The sequence below is a fragment of the Lactovum odontotermitis genome (assembly GCF_054658595.1).
Genome location: NZ_BAAGGQ010000009.1, coordinates 51,007 through 67,725 on the forward strand (window position 1 = coordinate 51,007; position 16,719 = coordinate 67,725).

Here is a 16,719-nt window from a genome sequence, read left to right on the forward strand (position 1 = left end):
ATAGAAGGTCCGTTGGTCAAGGGGTTAAGACACCGCGTTTTCATCGCGGTAACACGGGTTCGAATCCCGTACGGACTATTAAGTATTTCTTAGGAAATACGAGCTGGCATTTGCGACATTTTAATGGTTAATGACGAAAATGGCAAAACAGCCTTGGAGGATTACCCAAGTCCGGCTGAAGGGAACGGTCTTGAAAACCGTCAGGCGTGTAAAAGCGTGCGTGGGTTCGAATCCCACATCCTCCTTAACACTTTAAGTGTTAATTATAATTATCGCGGGATGGAGCAGTTAGGTAGCTCGTCGGGCTCATAACCCGAAGGTCGGAGGTTCAAATCCTCCTCCCGCAATTTGGGGTTGGATTGCGCCGACTTTCAGACTTTACTCTGTTAGTTTGTCAGCTCCATATGGCTCGGTAGCTCAGTCGGGTCGAAGCACTGCTTCGAGGTCTGTGAATAGGGATTGCGCAGCAATCTTCCCTTCTACCGCAGTAAAAATTATATTGAGCACTGGTTTTTTATGCTCAACTTCAATAAAATATGGCTCGGTAGCTCAGTCGGTAGAGCAAAGGATTGAAGCTCCTTGTGTCGGCGGTTCGATTCCGTCCCGCGCCATTGTCAGATTTGACAGAGAATCACAAACTAGCGGGTGTAGTTTAGTGGTAAAACCACAGCCTTCCAAGCTGTTGTCGCGAGTTCGATTCTCGTCACCCGCTGAACATTTCTGAGGGAATGTTTCTGCAATCGTGAAAAGCGAGGGTAGTCTGGTATGGGAGTTTAGTTGCAGTTGCTTGCCCTGCCATCAGACGCTTCAGCGGCTAGATGGAATGGACACCATCTGTGAATTCTTCATCAAAAGGTAACAAATGAGCAATCATTGCTCAGTAATATATATGGGATTTTAGCTCAGTCGGTTGCCCTGCCATCAGACGCTTTAGCGGCTAGATGGAATGGACACCATCTGGAAATTCTTCATCAAGAGGTAACGAATGAGCAATCATTGCTCAGTAATATATTTGGGAGTTTAGCTCAGTCGGTTAGAGCACTGTGTTGATAACGCAGGGGTCCTAGGTTCGAATCCTAGAATTCCCATCGATGTCTGTGGACATTGAAAATAGATTTGGTAATAATAGCACAAGAGATACACCTGTTCCCATGCCGAACACAGCAGTTAAGTCTTGTCGCGTCGGAAGTAGTTGGAGGTTGCCTCCTGCAAGATATGAACGTTGCCAAGTCCTTTATTCCGGCATAGCTCAGTTGGTAGTAGCGCATGACTGTTAATCATGATGTCGTAGGTTCGAGTCCTACTGCCGGAGGAAAAAGCAGCGCCTGGCGTTGTTTTTACAAATTAGCCTAGGTAGCTCAGTTGGCTCGAAGCACTGCTTCGAGGTATACTGGATGAGAGAAGCGTAAGCTTCTTCCCTTGCTACCACAGTTAAAAAGTAAATTTGGAGGTTGAGTTGTTGCACTCAGCATTCATGATATTAGCCTAGGTAGCTCAGTTGGTAGAGCAGTAGACTCTTAATCTATGGGTCCAGGGTTCGAGCCCCTGCCTGGGCATTTTTTAGTCCAAAAATCACAAAGATTTTTGGATTTTTTTATTTCTAGCTTTGAAAATTGCCTTTGGGGTGAAAACTCTTGTTTTTAATGTGAGGTCAAGAAGCGTGGTTGCCATTAAGTTGCATCCACGCTTTTTCTGTAGTTTATTTCTATAAGTACTTCATTATCAAGTAAAAATATTTTCTTATAATGGGATGTTCAGGCTAGAAAGGTGGGCTGTTAATGTGGTTGATGATGTTAAAAAGTTGCCTGACCTCCATTTATGGATATGGCCGTTTTTTAATTTAATTGAATATCTAATCAACTCTAATCTGCAAATAAAACACCTGAAAGTTCTTGCAATTACGAAAATGCATTTGTTTTATAAGATACAATACACTTATGGGTTTACAAAATCCAATAAAAAGTATAAACTTGTAAAGAGTGAATTTTTAATAAATCAATAATTTACAGAATTTTAAAAGTTCTATGTTTTTTAAATTAATCAGAACTATGGGAGAATATCTATGACTGAAAATTACCAGCCAAAGCATGATAGACAGATACGGCATCTAAAAAGATCATTAACTGAAGAGAAACAAGGCCAATATAAAACCTGGAAGAGCCATAAAACTTGGCTCTATTCGGCGGGCGCTCTGGCAGTGATTGCCGGGGGCGGTTTTGTTGCGGCCCAGCCACAGACAGCTGAAAATTTAGTACAGGCAATTGGTTCAGTTAAAGCTGAAGCCGATGTCATTAACAGTTCTGCTTCTGGTTCTACTGGAAGCGGCGGAACGTTGGCTTCAACGAGCTCTGCGGATTTGAACGGTTCAACTAGAACAGGCGACACACAGCCTTCCTATACTGTACCCACTCTATCTACAGATAAAACTGTGGTAACGGTAACGAGTCATCAAAGTTTTCCAAATGCGACTTTTGGTACAACCAATGCGACGAACTCAATAAATTCAACAGTCTCATCAACAGCAGTTACAGGTACGACTGGTTCCACTATTGCTAACTCTGGTGAAAATTCTGGCTCAACGATTGTAAATGGTTCAGGTCAGACTTCAGGGTCTTCCGTTACTGGTTTTACGGATGAAACCTATGGAACACTGCCTTCGGCCAGCACAGGAGTTACTGGTAATGTAGGAGATGATAACGGAGCCACAATAACGGGGCAAACGACTGGAACTACGTTCTCAGGAAAAGGCGGCGGTATTTACGGGACAACCATGACCACTTCGACTGTGCTTACTGCAGGAGAAGGGACTCAACGAACAACAGTTTCAACGAGTTATTCGACTGTTTCGAAGTATTCTGGTTCTATGCAGACAGGGACGATGTCGTCACAGTATAATGAATCTAATATCGAGAGCGGGCGCACAAATAGTTCTTATTCTTCTTCAAATTCTACTGGTACGACTGGCTCAAGTATTACATTAAGTTCTGGTTCTACGGTTAATACATTTGCTTCATCCTCCAATACCTCTTATTCTACAGTCATGATTGGTGGTGACAACAATAATAATGTTGGAAACTGGAGTAGCGCTTCAACTGGAGGAAATGGTTCCGGAACTGTTTCTAGTGCCACTACGCGGTCTTATTCAACCTATAGCGGATTTACTCAGACTTCAGGGACGGTTTCAACAGCTACTTCGGCTTCTTCAGGTTTTTCTTCCATTCTGCCTTCAACAAGCGGCTCGACAACAGCTCAGACGACAAATAGACCTACGGGTTCTACCTGGTCAACTTTCCAGTCTGGTTCGATGGGAACTTCTGCTTCAGTTGTGATTTCTTACTCTACAATTGTCAGCTCAATTACAGGTTCAACGGTTGAAAACAGTTTTGCAACAAATGCGATTTCCACAGCGTCTGGCCTCACCCAAGGGACTGATATGTATAACCCTGTTTCGTCAAGCAGTTCGGGTTCCGGGACGCTTCCTAGTACCACTATGAGCACTGCAACCGTAACAGGAACAACGTTATCAACGATTGTAAAAACTTCAGGCTCAACAATAACCGGAAACACAATCAGTTCGTCATCACAGTCTTACATTTCAGTTGCAACTGGAGTAAAACAGAATACAAAAGCAACTTCAAAGACAGGCGAAACAACAGGCTCTACCAATTCGTTCAGCACAAAAGGCTCGGCTGAGACTTCAAACTCTACAGCCACGACTCGTTCTTACTGGTCTTCGGGCTCATCACTTCTTAAATCCGGGACAACTGCCTCAAGCGGCATTACAGATACAACATTCACTTCCGGAAGCAGCTGGTCGACTTCATGGACAAATACGAATTCTTCTATTAGTTCCGGTCAGACCACAGGAAGTTCTTCAAGTTCATGGACAGCTCAAACTGTTACGTCAACAAGCGGTACGTTTGCGATGACAATGTCAACTGCGACGTCTTATTCTGAGGCGACTCGAACTTCTGGTTCAACAAATACTAACAGTTCAAGCAGCTCAACAGGTTCAACGCATACGACGCCGGGGAATTCGGATTCTTCTAGTTCGTCGTCTACAAGTGTATCGTCAAATCCTACCGGAACGTCAAATTCATGGAGCTCCTCAAGCAGCTCAAGCGAAATAGTTTCTAGTTCTTCAACGGGTACCACGGCGACAACATTCAGCTCGACGTTCACTAGCGGCAGCTCAATTACAAACTCAACCGGCGGAACCAGTACAACAAATGTAACTGCTTCTACAACAGGTACAACAAGTGCGACAGTTTCATCAAGCGGAACTTATGTGACCTCTTCGAGTTTCTCAACGTCCGGCTCGTCGGAAGTTCATCCTACACCGACTTCTCCGACGATTCCAGATGTTCCGAAAACCCCAGGCCCTTCAACTCCACCAACTCCAAAGCCTGTAGTCTCAACGAAGCCAACTCCAACGAAACCGGCTCCAGCAGAGCCTAGTCCAACAAAGCCTGCACCGTTACCTGTAACCGGTGATGCAGACGCACTTGGAGCAGAAGAACTCGGTGGCGCACTCCTTCTGTCAGCCGTTGCAATAGCTGCAATGAAGAAAAAACGTAAAACTTCATCTAATGATTAAATACGAATGAGATAGGAGAGGCGATGATTCACTCAGTTCCTGTTTCAACGAACTTGAAAAATTTATTCTCATCTAATCGGATTCACGTCCAATTAGATGGGAAATATGATTTGTGGAGCGGAGGAGTCAGTTTCGATGATTCTCTTCATATCGAGCAAAATTCAGCTTTGGTAGGGACAAATGGAGGCTTATTGAACATTGGAATGTATTCTTATGTTCAGTCTCCTATTCCCTACGATGCTGAAATTGGACGGTTTTCGAGTCTAGGACATAATGTCTTTGTAAAAGAGCTTGATTATCCTCCTCTGAAGAGATTCAGCAGCTCTCCGATTACCTACAACGAGGGAGATGAACCTGCTATCTTTCTGGATTCCTGGGGAGAATTCATGCGCGAGCCCTATTCTCCGGTTCATCGAGCGTTAAAAATCGGTAATGATGTTTGGGTCGGCGACGATGTTCTGCTTAATGAAGGCGTCACGATTGCTGATGGAGCCGTCATTCTTGACAGAACGATAGTCTTGAATGATATTCCGGCGTATGCTATTGTGGCAGGAGCACCGGCACGAATCATCGGCCGCCGTTTTTCAAAAGAAACCGCCGAAAAGCTGCAGTCCACACACTGGTGGGACTATCGTTATCAAAGTTTCTCGCGAACAAAAGGAAATGACTCCGTAGATAAATTTATTAACGATTTCTTTCTGCTGAAAGAATCAGGAAAATTGGAAAAAATCGAAACAAATGGAATCACTGCTCAAGACATTCTGGATTCATCGCTCATTCCAGACTAGTAAAAGTATTGACTGAAACGTAACAAGTAATTAAAAAGAATCTCAGCTATTTTGTACTGAGATTCTTAATGTTGTTTGGCACAAATATTATCGAATTAACTAAAGAAAGAGAAAAAAATGGCAACAGAAGAAGAACGTTTAGCAAAACATTGTAATGATTCAGACTTTTTGGCGCTCATGCGGGCGGCGGATGAAATATACCAGCGCCAGGATCAGAACGGTGATAAGAAACGCTCGAATGAACGGGCGATTGCAGTTTATAAGTCGCTGTTCAGCTATCTTGATGACAGCTTTGCCTGGGATCAATGCGAACTTTACCGTAAAATAGGAGATTGTTACTACGCCATGGACGACATGGATCATGCGCGTGAGAATTTGCTGAAGACGCTGGAATATTCAACGACGAATGCGTCAGTTTATATGCGTCTGGCTTCCATTTTTTACAGCTTCGACCAAGATAAAGGAATCGAATTTAACGACCGGGCGTTTGCTTTGGATAATAATTTTTCTAATTACGGCGGCCGGAATTTCCTGACAATCAAGACAGATGCTTACACTCCTATGGGCGTGCGAAATAAACTAGAGGAATATGCTTCAGACTGGCCGAGAAAATTTGTGGCCAATGGGACGGTCTACACACACGAACGATTGAAGGAAGAAGGAGAATTAAAAAAGGACAAAAAGCTCCGGATTGGTTATATTTCTTCAGATTTCTACAATCACACAATGATGAGTTTCATCATTCCGCTGCTGGAGCACCATGACACGGTCAAATACGATATTACGCTTTATTCCACTGTTGACAGGGATTATGATGATATCACGACGCGTATCATGAAATTCGGCAATCGCTTTGTGGACTGTGCCAGACTAAATAACTTTGACCTTGCGAAACGAATTTATGACGATAAAATTGATATCCTGATTGATTTGGGCGGCTTTACGCATAATCGCAGCTTTGCCCTACTTTTCAAACCAGCGCCGATTCAGGCACAATACATGGGATTTCTGGGCACCTACGGCTTCAAAGAAATTGATTATATCATGACGGATGAATACACAGTGCCTAAAGGAAATGAAGACCTTTATACCGAGGCGCCTATGTATATTGAAGCTGGAATGGACCGTTTCAATTTCACGCGGAAGATTGATTTGCCCGACATTACGCCTCTACCGATGGAGAAAAACGGTTATATTACTTTCGGCTGCTTCAATGATATTTCTAAAATCACAACGACAACACTGCGTCTTTGGGCAAAATTGATGAAGGCTGTACCGGATGCACATCTTTTGATTTATCGTTATGGCCCGCAGCTGACGCCGGACAAAATTGAACAGCTCTATCAGCGTTTGGAGAAGCTGGGAGTGCCCCGTCAGCGCGTCACCATTGACAAAGAGCAGCTGGATGTCCACTTTAAAGCCTACAATTTGGCAGATGTCGGTTTAGACCCCACACCATTCGGCGGCCTGTCAATTACAATCGAAGCTCTTCATATGGGCTTGCCGACACTTTGCTGCCCTGGCCCTGCCTTTGCATCACGCGGCACTGGTCGTGTGAATAAAATGCTGGGCATTGATGATGTCTTTAATGCTTCCGACGAAGAAAGCTTTGCTCAGAAGGGCGCAGCATTAGCAGCAGATATTGACAAAGTACGTTACTACCGCGAAAATCTGCGCGAAATTGTCCAAACGTCTTCATTGACGCAGGATTTAGACGGCTTTGCACGCTCAGTTGAAGCAGCTTATGACAAGGCTTGGGCTAAATATGTAGACGAGCATTCGGATGACGCTGAATAACAGTCACTTGAGTTTGAAATGCAGGAACTTTGAGAAAATCTCAGAGCTCCTGTGCATATATTGAGGACAATAATCAAGATAATGTACATCTTTTCACATTTTCTCAATTGTTATGATTCCGTTTACAAATTCTTGACGTTTGAAGAAAAATCTGATATGATAAGAATATAAAAGCACTGGAATGTGCGCGTTCACTCACTTTTTGACCGACTATTTTTGTATTGCTTGGGACCATAGACATCTAGCAGCTTTGCTTTAGCTAGAGCGAGAGTACCCCCTTAGACCTAGTCGACGGATCAATACAACGAGTGAACATACGGCATTCAATCAGTGTTTTTTTGCGTTGTTATGGGCTTTGCCCTCTGGAACCTGGAAACTTTTCCGACTTTGCGGATGAAGCAAACCCTTGACTGCTGCTGGTTAAGTACTTGAATCGAGCCAGAACTTGAGCCCAGAGCTACTTTCTGCTATAATAACAGTATAAAAGAAAGTCCCGTACTCACATCGCTTGACGGGCAAACTTACAAGTGCTGGTTAAGGCCGAGCACTATTTTAATAAGGATGAATTTATGAAAAAGAACATTTGGAGCTTCAAACTGTCAACTGCGGCGCTGGTACTGATTCCAGCCGGCGTAGCCATCAACTATGTCGGCCAGACCCTGGCGCAGGCGTTAAAACTTCCGCTCTGGCTGGATTCAATCGGCACGATTCTGTCAGCTTTTCTGGCGGGACCGATTGTCGGCGCGCTGGTGGGTGCGATTAACAACATTATCTACGGCTTGACGCAGAATCCGATTATGTTTGTCTATGCGCTGACGCAAATCTGTATCGGCTTGGTCGCGGGGATTCTGATGAAATCGGGCTTTATCAAGAATTTCGGCCGGGCGGTTTTGTCTGGTTTGATGCTGGGCTTGACGGCGATTATTATTTCGACGCCTCTGAATATCATTTTCTGGGCGGGGACAACGGGTAACCTGTGGGGCGACGCTGTTTTTGCAGCAGCTCGTTCACAGCACTTTCCAGTGTGGATTGCATCTCTCGCGGATGAAATTGTGGTTGACTTGCCTGACAAAATCGTCGTGGCGATTATCGCTTATCTGATTTTCAAGGGCCTGCCGAAGACCTTGACGACGATGTACGATAACCGCGCGGTGGAGAGCTTTAACGATGAAACAGACGCTTAGTCTTTATGTACCCGGAAACAGCTTTGTGCACAAGGTTTCGCCTTTGACAAAGCTGCTTTTTGTTTTTGTGGTCATCATCAGCTCCTACCTTTTGTCGAGTCTGCCGGCGCTGGGAGTTCTGTTTCTGCTGCCGATTGTGCTGCTGCTCCTGGCGGGCGTTTTCCGGCGGAGCTTGCCGATTTTCCTGGTCAGTTTTGTGGCGATTCTGACGATTCTGGTCGTGCAGGGCTTGTTTTACACTGGCAATCAGGACCTGGTCTTCCAGCTCGGAGCGGTCAAATTTTACCAGCAGGGCCTCTATTTCGGCGGGCGGATTTGCCTGCGGCTGCTGATTTTAATCTCGGCATTTTCCCTGATTATTTTCACAGTGGACCCGGAGGAGCTGGTGGCAAGTGTGGTCAAGCGCGGACTGTCGCCGCGTCTAGGCTATGTGATTCTGTCGGTCTTTCAGATTATTCCGCAGATGATGGCAACCGTCGCAACGATAACGGACGCTCAGCGCTCAAGAGGAATGAAAAGCGGCGGAAATGTTCTGGCACGGCTGAAGGGGATTTTCCCGCTAATTGGCCCCGCCGTGATGAATTCACTGATTGCCACACGGGAGCGCTCCATGGCCTTGGAAGTGCGTGCATTTTCCCGTAAGGGCAGGCACAGTTTTATCCGCGAGGAGAAAAAGTATCTGGGCGGCAAAGCATTGCCGATTTGCTTGTGGCTCTGCCTTGCAGCAGTCATTGTCTGGCGGATTTTCGGAGGGCTTCTGAATGGCTGAGATAATTGTTAAAAACTTGAAATATCGTTATCCGAGGACGACGAAAATCGTGCTGGACAATGTCAGCTTTTCTGTGGAAAAAGGCGAATTTATCGGTATCATCGGCCGGAACGGCTCCGGAAAATCGACACTTTTGTCGGCATTGAACGGTTTAGTGCCTAATTTTTTCAAAGGAACTTTCGGCGGCCAGATTGAAATTGCAGGTCTGAAGCTGCCGGAGACAGATTTGTCAGAAGTGGCCAGCAAAGTCGGCCTGATTTTCCAGAACCCGTTCACTCAGATGACAGGCGCGAAGACAACGGTTTTCGAAGAAATTGCCTTTGGTCTGGAGAATCTTGGTCTGCCGCGCGAGGAGATGATTGCTCGGGTCGAGCAGGTCATGACGGATTTGAACATTACAGAGCTGCGGGAGAAGTCGCCCTTTGCCTTGTCGGGCGGGCAGATGCAGCGTGTGGCTATCGCAGGTGTGCTGGCCATGCAGCCGGAAGTGATTCTTCTGGACGAGCCGACGAGTCAGCTAGACCCGCAGGGTGCGCGCGCGATTTTTGAAATTGTGGAGAAGCTCAGGAACAAGGGCTTGACCATCATCATGGTGGAGCAGAAGATGGAGATGATTGCGGAGTATTCTGATAGGGTTTTGCTGCTGTCTGACGGTAAGCTGGCGGATTTTGACAGCCCGGAGAAGATTTTCTCGCGCACAGATTTGCCGGACTTCGGGCTTGCAGCTCCTGTTTACATGCAAGTGGCTCAGGCGCTGGATTTAAAGAATTCCGACGGCACATTTCCTGTGAAGCTTGAGCAATTGGAGGCTTTATCGAATGGCTGAGATTAAGATTGTAAATTTATCCTTTAGTTACGGTGAGGAATCGATTTTTAAAGAGTTTTCGTTGACGCTGGACGGCCGCAGCACGGCCATTATTGGCCAAAACGGAGCCGGGAAGACGACGCTGATGAAGCTGATTAATGGGCTGCTGAAGCCTGCGGCTGGGGAGATTTTTCTTGATGGCGCGTCGACCCGCGAGAAGGACGTGACGGAGCTGGCGGCAAGTGTAGGCTATGTTTTTCAGAATCCGAACGACCAGATTTTCAAGAGCCGTGTGCTGGATGAGGTGATGTACGGCGCGCTGAATCTGGGCAAGTCTGAGGCTGAGGCGGAAAAAGCGGCGCGGCGGGCTTTGGAGAAGTTCGGCTTGGCACAGCTGGCGGATGAGAATCCTTACGATCTGAGTCTGTCCGAGCGCAAGCAGATTGCGATTGCGAGTATTCTGGCCATGGACACTGAGCTTGTCATCTTTGATGAGCCGACCATCGGGCAGGATTTTCGCGGCAAAGAAGAGCTTAAGTCTGTCATTCGGGAGCTGCGCGCGGCAGGTAAATCGGTGATTTCGATTTTGCACGATATGGACTTTGTGGCGGAAGTTTTTGAGCGCGTGATTGTGCTGAAAAATGGGCAGATTCTGGCAGACGGCACCGCGCATGAGGTTTTTGCCCAAGAGGAGGTGCTTGACGCGGCCGGGCTTGAACTCCCGCATATTGCCGCACTGAGCAAAGCGCTGAAGCTGCCGAAGTTAGCGCTGAGCACGGCTGAATTTCTGGAAATTAAAAAAGCTGAAATCTGAGTGATTTTAGCTTTTTTTGAACTGAGTTCAGCACGCCTGAAGCTAGAAGATTAGATAAATCGGAACCTGCCCTGTGGGCAGAACCACGATTTCCTAAATCTTTACGCTTCAAAACGGGCGTGCTTCACATCTTGTTTGATTTTCATCGCGAGTGCCGGCTCATCGGTCATAAAGCCGGCCAGCTGGAGTTTGAAGGCCTGGCGCATTTCAGCCTCAGTGTTGACTGTCCAGACGCGCAGCGCTTTGGGCGAATGTTTTGCACGGATTTTATGGCTGAAGACAAAAAACTTTATTGGATGCAGCGCTTGAATAAAGTCCGCCTTCATCCCCCGATGAATTTCCTGCTTATTATTGTAAGTCAGGTAGCAGAGCTCGGTTCCGGGTTCAATTTCGGACATTTTTCTCAAAGTGTCGAAATTAAACGAGCAGTAAATATGACGAAAAGGCCAGTTTTGTGCAGTCATCTGGCGGGATAAAATCGACTCGATTTCGGGATAGTTGTACTTATCCGTTTTGATTTCGATGTTCAGAATGCCTGTAAAGTTCAATTCTACCAGGGTTTTCAAGACTTCTGACAAGGTCGGGATTTTCTGGTCCATGAAACGCCTGTCAAATTTGAGACCGGCATCGAATTTCTGCAGCTCTGAGCGCATTAAATCACGGACCAGGCCAGTGCCCGTCGTCGTCCGCTCAACAGATTCGTCGTGAATGACCATGAGCTCCTGGTCTTTTGACAAGTGCACGTCCAGCTCGATGCCGTCTGCTCCTGTGCGTACGGCCTCTTCGAAAGCGGCGAGGGTATTTTCCGGGCGATTACATTTTGAGCCGCGGTGTGCAAAAACGAGTGTTTCACAGTTTGAGCGGATGAGCTGGACCTCGTGTTTGAAAAGTGAATGAATAATTTCAGTGACTTTCATGGTACTCTCTTTCAATCGCAGAAACGAAATCGTGCATCAGCAAATCTCTTTCTTCACCGATACGCTTGGCTTCGGCAGTATTCAGCAAATCTTTCAGCAGGAATAATTTTTCGTAGAAATGGTTCAGAGTGGTGTCGTTTCTGACACGGTAATCTGCTTTGCTTCTGAGCTTGGCGGGTCTTACTGACGGGTCGTAGAGCTTTCTTCCGTGCGACCAGCCGTATTCTAGCGCCCTTGTGATGCCCCAGGCACCCATGGCATCGAGCCGGTCGGCATCTTGGACGATTTGTCCTTCAAGCGAGAGCTTCTGCCGGCCTGCGAGATTGGCCGAAAAACTCATATTATCAATGATTTCCAGCGTTTTTCCGGCGAATTCGGGACTTGTCAAATCCGCGAGAAAATCGTGAACTCTAGCTTTCTGCGCGGGCACGTCGGTCGTCAGTTTCTCGTCGTAGGTGTCGTGCAGGTAACAGGCCGTAAGGACCAGCTCAGTATCGGCTGCGGGCTCGGTCAATAAAATTCGCTGCGCCAAAGCCGCGACGCGCTCGATGTGGTCGAAGCCGTGTCCGTCGGTGTTTTCAGCGTGCTCCGCTCGTGCAAAATCGCTTATTTTTTCTAAATTAATCATACTTGAATAGTCACATTTTACCTTGATTTGCTATTGAAAGCAAGTCATATTTTGAGGGGCACAAAATCGGGATTTTACAGAAATTAAATGTTTTTAAGAAAATAAACAAATTTTTTGCCTTAAATCTGTTAAAATAGACACATGAATGATATTTTACAGCTAACCTTGATTCTTGCGGGTTCATTGCTTGCGACGGTGATTTCGAAACGTCTGCACATTCCTGCGGTTATCGGGCAGATGCTGATTGGTGTGATTCTTGCGCCGTCCGTTTTGGGCTGGATTCATGGCGGACACACCATTGAAGTAATGAGCGAAATCGGCGTGATTCTGCTCATGTTTCTGGCTGGGCTGGAGAGCGACTTGAACATGCTCAAGAGGTATTTCAAAGCTTCGATGCTGGTTGCAATCAGTGGCGTTGTCGCTCCCCTTCTGCTTTTTGGCGCGGCGGCACATTTTCTGGGCTACGGCTTCAACGTCAGTTTGTTTTACGGCATCGTTTTCGCGGCGACCTCGGTTTCGATTACGGTTGAGGTGCTGCAGGAGTATGGCAAGCTCAATACTCGCGCAGGCAACATTATTCTTGGGGCCGCAGTGGTGGACGATATCCTGGCGGTTCTGATTCTTTCGGTTTTTACCAGCACAAGCGGCGCAGAGTCCGGGGACGGGAACCTGCTAATCAAAGGCATTCTGACGCTCGTTTTCTTTGCTTTCCTCATTCTGGTTCACAAATTCATCCCAAAAGTCTGGAAATTCGTGGACAAACTCCCAATATTTGCCAAAAACACCACCATGGCGATTCTAATCTGCCTTGGCCTGAGCCTACTCGCTGATGCAGTCGGCATGTCGGCCGTCATCGGCAGCTTCTTCGCCGGTATTGCCATCTCGCAGACCGAGCCCTCGCGGCAAATCGAAGAATTCGTCTCAGCCATCGGCTACGTCGTCTTCATCCCCGTCTTCTTCGTGTCCATCGCGATTTCGATTTCTTTTAAAAGCCTAGTGGAACATCCTCTGCTCATCCTATTCTTCGTGCTGCTTGCAGTTTTGACAAAGCTCCTGCCGGCCTACTACACAGCGCGGGCTTCGCATCTAGACACCACAGAGAGCCTGCTCGTAGGTACGGGAATGATTTCTCGGGGAGAGATGGCACTTATCGTGGCACAAATCGGACTCAGCAGCAAACTGATTACAGACGGTGTTTATTCTGAGCTGGTCATTGTCATATTACTCAGCACATTAATCGCGCCATTCCTGATAAAACTGGCCTTGAGAAGTGAGAAATGAAAAACGTACTAAATTTGACAGTACGTTTTTCTGTGGTATAATAGACATATAAAAGGACTGGCGGTAACCAGTCCAGTGCAGCCGTTTTAAGAACGGTAGCAAGTTATTGTGTCAAATGACTGTCGTCACTCGCTAAAGTTGGACAGTCATTTTTTCTTGTTATTGACAAGAATCATTAAGGTTGCAAATGCAATCATAAGACTCAATGTCTGAAAAACAGTCAAAATTGTTACCTTTCATGTTGTTAAGGCTTGCGCCTATAATTTTCATCATAAGCACCACCTCCCATTAAGGCTACCGTCCGCAAACTTCTACAAGAAGTATTATATCATAATTCTCTAATAAAAAGGAGAGCCATGTGAGATAGGGACAATGCGAAGATAAGATTAAAGAAAACTTAAAAAATCTATAAAATGAAGTGAAAAGTTTGACCTTCACTGACCAAAGTGTTATAATAGGCTTTGTAGGGTTTTCATGCCCTAAATAAATTAAATGAGGAGAAGTTATAATTGGATATTGAAAAAATGACATCCACACTGCAGGAGAGCCTGGGTGCGGCGCAGCAAATTGCGATGACGCGTCATCATCAGTCGATTGAGCTTCCTCATCTTTGGCGTATTTTTGTGGAGCCGAACAGCTTTGCAGAGAATTTTTATAAAGAATTAGGAATTGATATTCCGGACTTTACGGCGAAAATTGAGCAGGAAATTGACAAGATTCCAAGTATTGAGGGGACTTCTGTCCAATATGGGCAGGCGCTGTCACCGGAGCTTTTTCAGCTGCTTAATGAAGCAGATGGAATTGCCAAGGGATTTGGCGATGAGTATCTCTCGACTGAAGTCGTTCTGCTCGCGCTTTTCAAGCTCAGGCAGAATTCGCTGACCGGGTATCTCATGGACCATGGCGTGACGCGCCAGAAGGCCGAGGAACAGGTCAAAAATCTTAGAGGAGGTAGTAAGGTGACGAGTAAAAATGCAGAAGAAACTTATAAATCATTAGAAAAATACGGGATTAACCTGATTGAGCAGGTGAAGTCGGACAAGCAGGACCCTGTGATTGGGCGTGATGAGGAGATTCGCGATATGATTCGCGTGCTTTCTCGGAAAACGAAGAATAATCCGGTGCTGATTGGTGAGCCGGGTGTGGGTAAAACCGCGATTGTGGAGGGCTTTGCGCAGCGTATTGTGCGCGGGGATGTGCCTGAAAACTTGAAGGATAAGACGGTTTTTGCGCTGGATATGGGCGCGCTGATTGCTGGGGCGAAATACCGCGGCGAGTTTGAGGAGCGGCTGAAGGCTGTCCTGAATGAGGTCAAGAAGTCTGACGGGCAGATTATTCTGTTCATTGACGAGATTCACACGATTGTGGGCGCCGGTAAGACCGAGGGCGCGATGGACGCGGGGAATCTCTTGAAGCCGATGCTGGCGCGCGGTGAGCTGCATCTGATTGGTGCAACGACGCTGGACGAATACCGCAAATACATGGAGACGGATAAGGCGCTGGAGCGGCGTTTCCAGAAGGTTCTGGTGACTGAGCCGACGGTTGAAGACACGATTTCGATTTTGCGTGGTCTGAAGGAGCGTTTTGAGATTCATCACGGCGTAACTATCCATGACAATGCGCTGGTGGCGGCCGCAACCCTGTCGAACCGTTATATTACCGACCGTTACTTGCCGGATAAGGCGATTGACTTGGTGGACGAGGCTTGTGCGACCATCCGTGTGGAGATGAATTCTCTGCCGACCGAGCTTGACCAGGCCAACCGTAAGCTGATGCAGATGGAAATAGAAGAAGCGGCGCTTAAAAAGGAAACCGACGACGCATCTAAAAAGCGTTTGGATTTGCTGCGGGCTGAGATTGCAGAGCAGCGTGAAGAAACGAATCAGCTCAAAGCCCAGTGGGAATCTGAAAAGAAAGAAGTCGGCCGCATTTCGGACAAACGTGCCGAACTTGACCATGCGCGTCATGATTTGGAAGAAGCGCAGAATATTGGTGACCTGGAGAAAGCCGCTGCACTTCGCTACGGCAAGATTCCAGCGCTTGAAAAAGAATTTACCGAGCTGGATGAAAAAGCTAAATCGGCAGATTTGACACTTGTGCAGGAATCCGTCACAGAGGAGCAAATTGCCGAGGTCATCGGCCGGATGACAGGAATTCCAGTTGCCAAACTGGTACAGGGCGAACGCGAAAAGCTTTTACAGCTGCCTGCGACCTTGCATCAGCGCGTGGTCGGACAAGACGAAGCGGTTGATGCTGTCTCTGACGCGATTATTCGGGCGCGTGCCGGCATTCAGGACCCGAACCGTCCGCTGGGCAGTTTCCTCTTCCTAGGTCCGACAGGTGTTGGTAAGACAGAGCTGGCAAAGGCGCTGGCTGAAAATCTGTTTGACAGTGAAGACCACATGGTGCGCATTGACATGAGCGAATATATGGAGAAGTACAGCGTATCCCGTCTGGTGGGTGCACCTCCAGGCTATGTCGGCTACGATGAGGGCGGTCAGCTGACTGAAGCCGTGCGCCGCAATCCTTACACGATTGTTCTGCTGGATGAAATCGAAAAAGCCCATCCGGATGTTTTCAATATCCTCCTGCAGGTGCTGGATGACGGTCGTTTGACGGACTCTAAGGGCGTTCTGGTTGACTTTAAAAACACAGTTCTGATTATGACGTCTAATATCGGCTCGCAGACGCTGCTGGAATCTGTCAGCGACGACGGCACAATTCCGGAGGCTGCGGCTGAGCAAGTCATGCAGCAGCTGCGCGCCCACTTCAAGCCGGAGTTTCTGAACCGTATCGATGACACAATTCTCTTTAAACCGTTGACCTTGGACAATGTGAAGGAAATTGTCGGTAAAATGACCACACAGCTGAGCGAGCGTCTGGCAGAGGAAGAAATTACTTTCGAGCTGACTGACGAGGCCAAGACTTGGATTGCAGAAAATGCTTATGAGCCGGCTTATGGCGCACGTCCTCTGAAACGTTATCTGACGAAGGAAGTGGAGAATCCGCTGGCGAAGCTGATTATTGCTGGGAAGATTGCTCCGAAATCTACAGTTCGAGTTTCCGTTAAAGATGAAAAAATCGATTTTGACATTGAGGAAGATAAGGACTGAGTTTTAGCTGTTTGAGAGAGTTACCG

Annotated in this window: 11 protein-coding genes, 8 tRNA genes and 1 rRNA gene; 18 read left to right on the forward strand and 2 right to left on the reverse strand. The window is 46.9% G+C overall.

The window, feature by feature from the left end; genetic code table 11:
- The first annotated feature begins 6 nt into the window (after positions 1 to 6).
- The 16 genes from ACYQ2E_RS06390 (at position 7) to ACYQ2E_RS06465 (ending at position 10,754) form a co-directional block, all read left to right on the forward strand.
- Positions 7 to 78: transfer RNA gene (locus tag ACYQ2E_RS06390), tRNA-Glu, on the forward strand.
- Positions 79 to 155: 77 nt separating this feature from the next.
- Positions 156 to 245 (forward strand) — tRNA-Ser (locus ACYQ2E_RS06395).
- Positions 246 to 273: 28 nt separating this feature from the next.
- A tRNA-Met gene (locus tag ACYQ2E_RS06400) sits at positions 274 to 347 on the forward strand.
- Between the two features lie 191 nt (positions 348 to 538).
- Positions 539 to 611 (forward strand) — tRNA-Phe (locus tag ACYQ2E_RS06405).
- Positions 612 to 641: 30 nt separating this feature from the next.
- Positions 642 to 712: transfer RNA gene (locus ACYQ2E_RS06410), tRNA-Gly, on the forward strand.
- 302 nt (positions 713 to 1,014) lie between these two features.
- Positions 1,015 to 1,088, forward strand: a tRNA-Ile gene (locus tag ACYQ2E_RS06415).
- 27 nt (positions 1,089 to 1,115) lie between these two features.
- Positions 1,116 to 1,231, forward strand: a 5S ribosomal RNA gene (gene rrf / locus ACYQ2E_RS06420).
- A 7-nt stretch (positions 1,232 to 1,238) separates the two neighbouring features.
- Positions 1,239 to 1,312 (forward strand) — tRNA-Asn (locus ACYQ2E_RS06425).
- 171 nt (positions 1,313 to 1,483) lie between these two features.
- Positions 1,484 to 1,556: transfer RNA gene (locus tag ACYQ2E_RS06430), tRNA-Lys, on the forward strand.
- 506 nt (positions 1,557 to 2,062) lie between these two features.
- Positions 2,063 to 4,597: a beta strand repeat-containing protein gene (locus ACYQ2E_RS06435; RefSeq protein ID WP_460017245.1), complete on the forward strand. Its 2,535-nt coding sequence runs from the start codon at positions 2,063 to 2,065 to the stop codon at positions 4,595 to 4,597.
- A gap of 23 nt (positions 4,598 to 4,620) precedes the next feature.
- Complete coding sequence (locus tag ACYQ2E_RS06440) at positions 4,621 to 5,385, forward strand: CatB-related O-acetyltransferase (RefSeq protein ID WP_460017246.1); 765 nt, start codon at positions 4,621 to 4,623, stop codon at positions 5,383 to 5,385.
- A 117-nt stretch (positions 5,386 to 5,502) separates the two neighbouring features.
- On the forward strand, positions 5,503 to 7,182 hold the full coding sequence (locus ACYQ2E_RS06445; RefSeq protein ID WP_460017247.1) for an O-linked N-acetylglucosamine transferase, SPINDLY family protein: 1,680 nt from the start codon (positions 5,503 to 5,505) through the stop codon (positions 7,180 to 7,182).
- Positions 7,183 to 7,751: 569 nt separating this feature from the next.
- Positions 7,752 to 8,366, forward strand: coding sequence for an ECF transporter S component (locus ACYQ2E_RS06450; RefSeq protein WP_460017248.1), 615 nt, complete (start codon positions 7,752 to 7,754; stop codon positions 8,364 to 8,366).
- Positions 8,350 to 9,135 carry an energy-coupling factor transporter transmembrane component T family protein gene (locus tag ACYQ2E_RS06455; protein WP_460017249.1) on the forward strand — a complete coding sequence of 262 codons (786 nt, stop codon included), beginning with the start codon at positions 8,350 to 8,352 and terminating at the stop codon, positions 9,133 to 9,135. The genes ACYQ2E_RS06450 and ACYQ2E_RS06455 overlap by 17 nt, the downstream gene beginning before the upstream one ends.
- Entirely contained in the window at positions 9,128 to 9,961 is an 834-nt protein-coding gene (locus ACYQ2E_RS06460; protein ID WP_460017250.1) for an energy-coupling factor ABC transporter ATP-binding protein, read from the forward strand. The genes ACYQ2E_RS06455 and ACYQ2E_RS06460 overlap by 8 nt, the downstream gene beginning before the upstream one ends.
- Complete coding sequence (locus tag ACYQ2E_RS06465) at positions 9,954 to 10,754, forward strand: energy-coupling factor ABC transporter ATP-binding protein (RefSeq protein WP_460017251.1); 801 nt, start codon at positions 9,954 to 9,956, stop codon at positions 10,752 to 10,754. Before ACYQ2E_RS06460 ends, ACYQ2E_RS06465 begins: the two co-directional genes overlap by 8 nt.
- Before the next feature lie 101 nt (positions 10,755 to 10,855).
- On the opposite strand, the gene ACYQ2E_RS06470 is transcribed toward ACYQ2E_RS06465, so the two are convergent.
- Together ACYQ2E_RS06470 and ACYQ2E_RS06475 are read right to left on the reverse strand one after the other, a co-directional pair.
- Positions 10,856 to 11,671 carry a glycerophosphodiester phosphodiesterase gene (locus ACYQ2E_RS06470; RefSeq protein ID WP_460017252.1) on the reverse strand — a complete coding sequence of 272 codons (816 nt, stop codon included), beginning with the start codon at positions 11,669 to 11,671 and terminating at the stop codon, positions 10,856 to 10,858.
- Positions 11,658 to 12,299 carry an HD domain-containing protein gene (locus ACYQ2E_RS06475; RefSeq protein ID WP_460017253.1) on the reverse strand — a complete coding sequence of 214 codons (642 nt, stop codon included), beginning with the start codon at positions 12,297 to 12,299 and terminating at the stop codon, positions 11,658 to 11,660. Before ACYQ2E_RS06475 ends, ACYQ2E_RS06470 begins: the two co-directional genes overlap by 14 nt.
- 141 nt (positions 12,300 to 12,440) lie before the next feature.
- On the opposite strand from ACYQ2E_RS06475, the gene ACYQ2E_RS06480 reads away from it, so the two are divergent.
- Positions 12,441 to 13,580, forward strand: a complete 1,140-nt coding sequence (locus tag ACYQ2E_RS06480; RefSeq protein ID WP_460017254.1) for a cation:proton antiporter — start codon at positions 12,441 to 12,443, stop codon at positions 13,578 to 13,580.
- A 509-nt stretch (positions 13,581 to 14,089) separates the two neighbouring features.
- Positions 14,090 to 16,693, forward strand: a complete 2,604-nt coding sequence (clpB, locus tag ACYQ2E_RS06485; RefSeq protein WP_460017255.1) for an ATP-dependent chaperone ClpB — start codon at positions 14,090 to 14,092, stop codon at positions 16,691 to 16,693.
- The last annotated feature ends 26 nt before the right edge of the window (positions 16,694 to 16,719 follow it).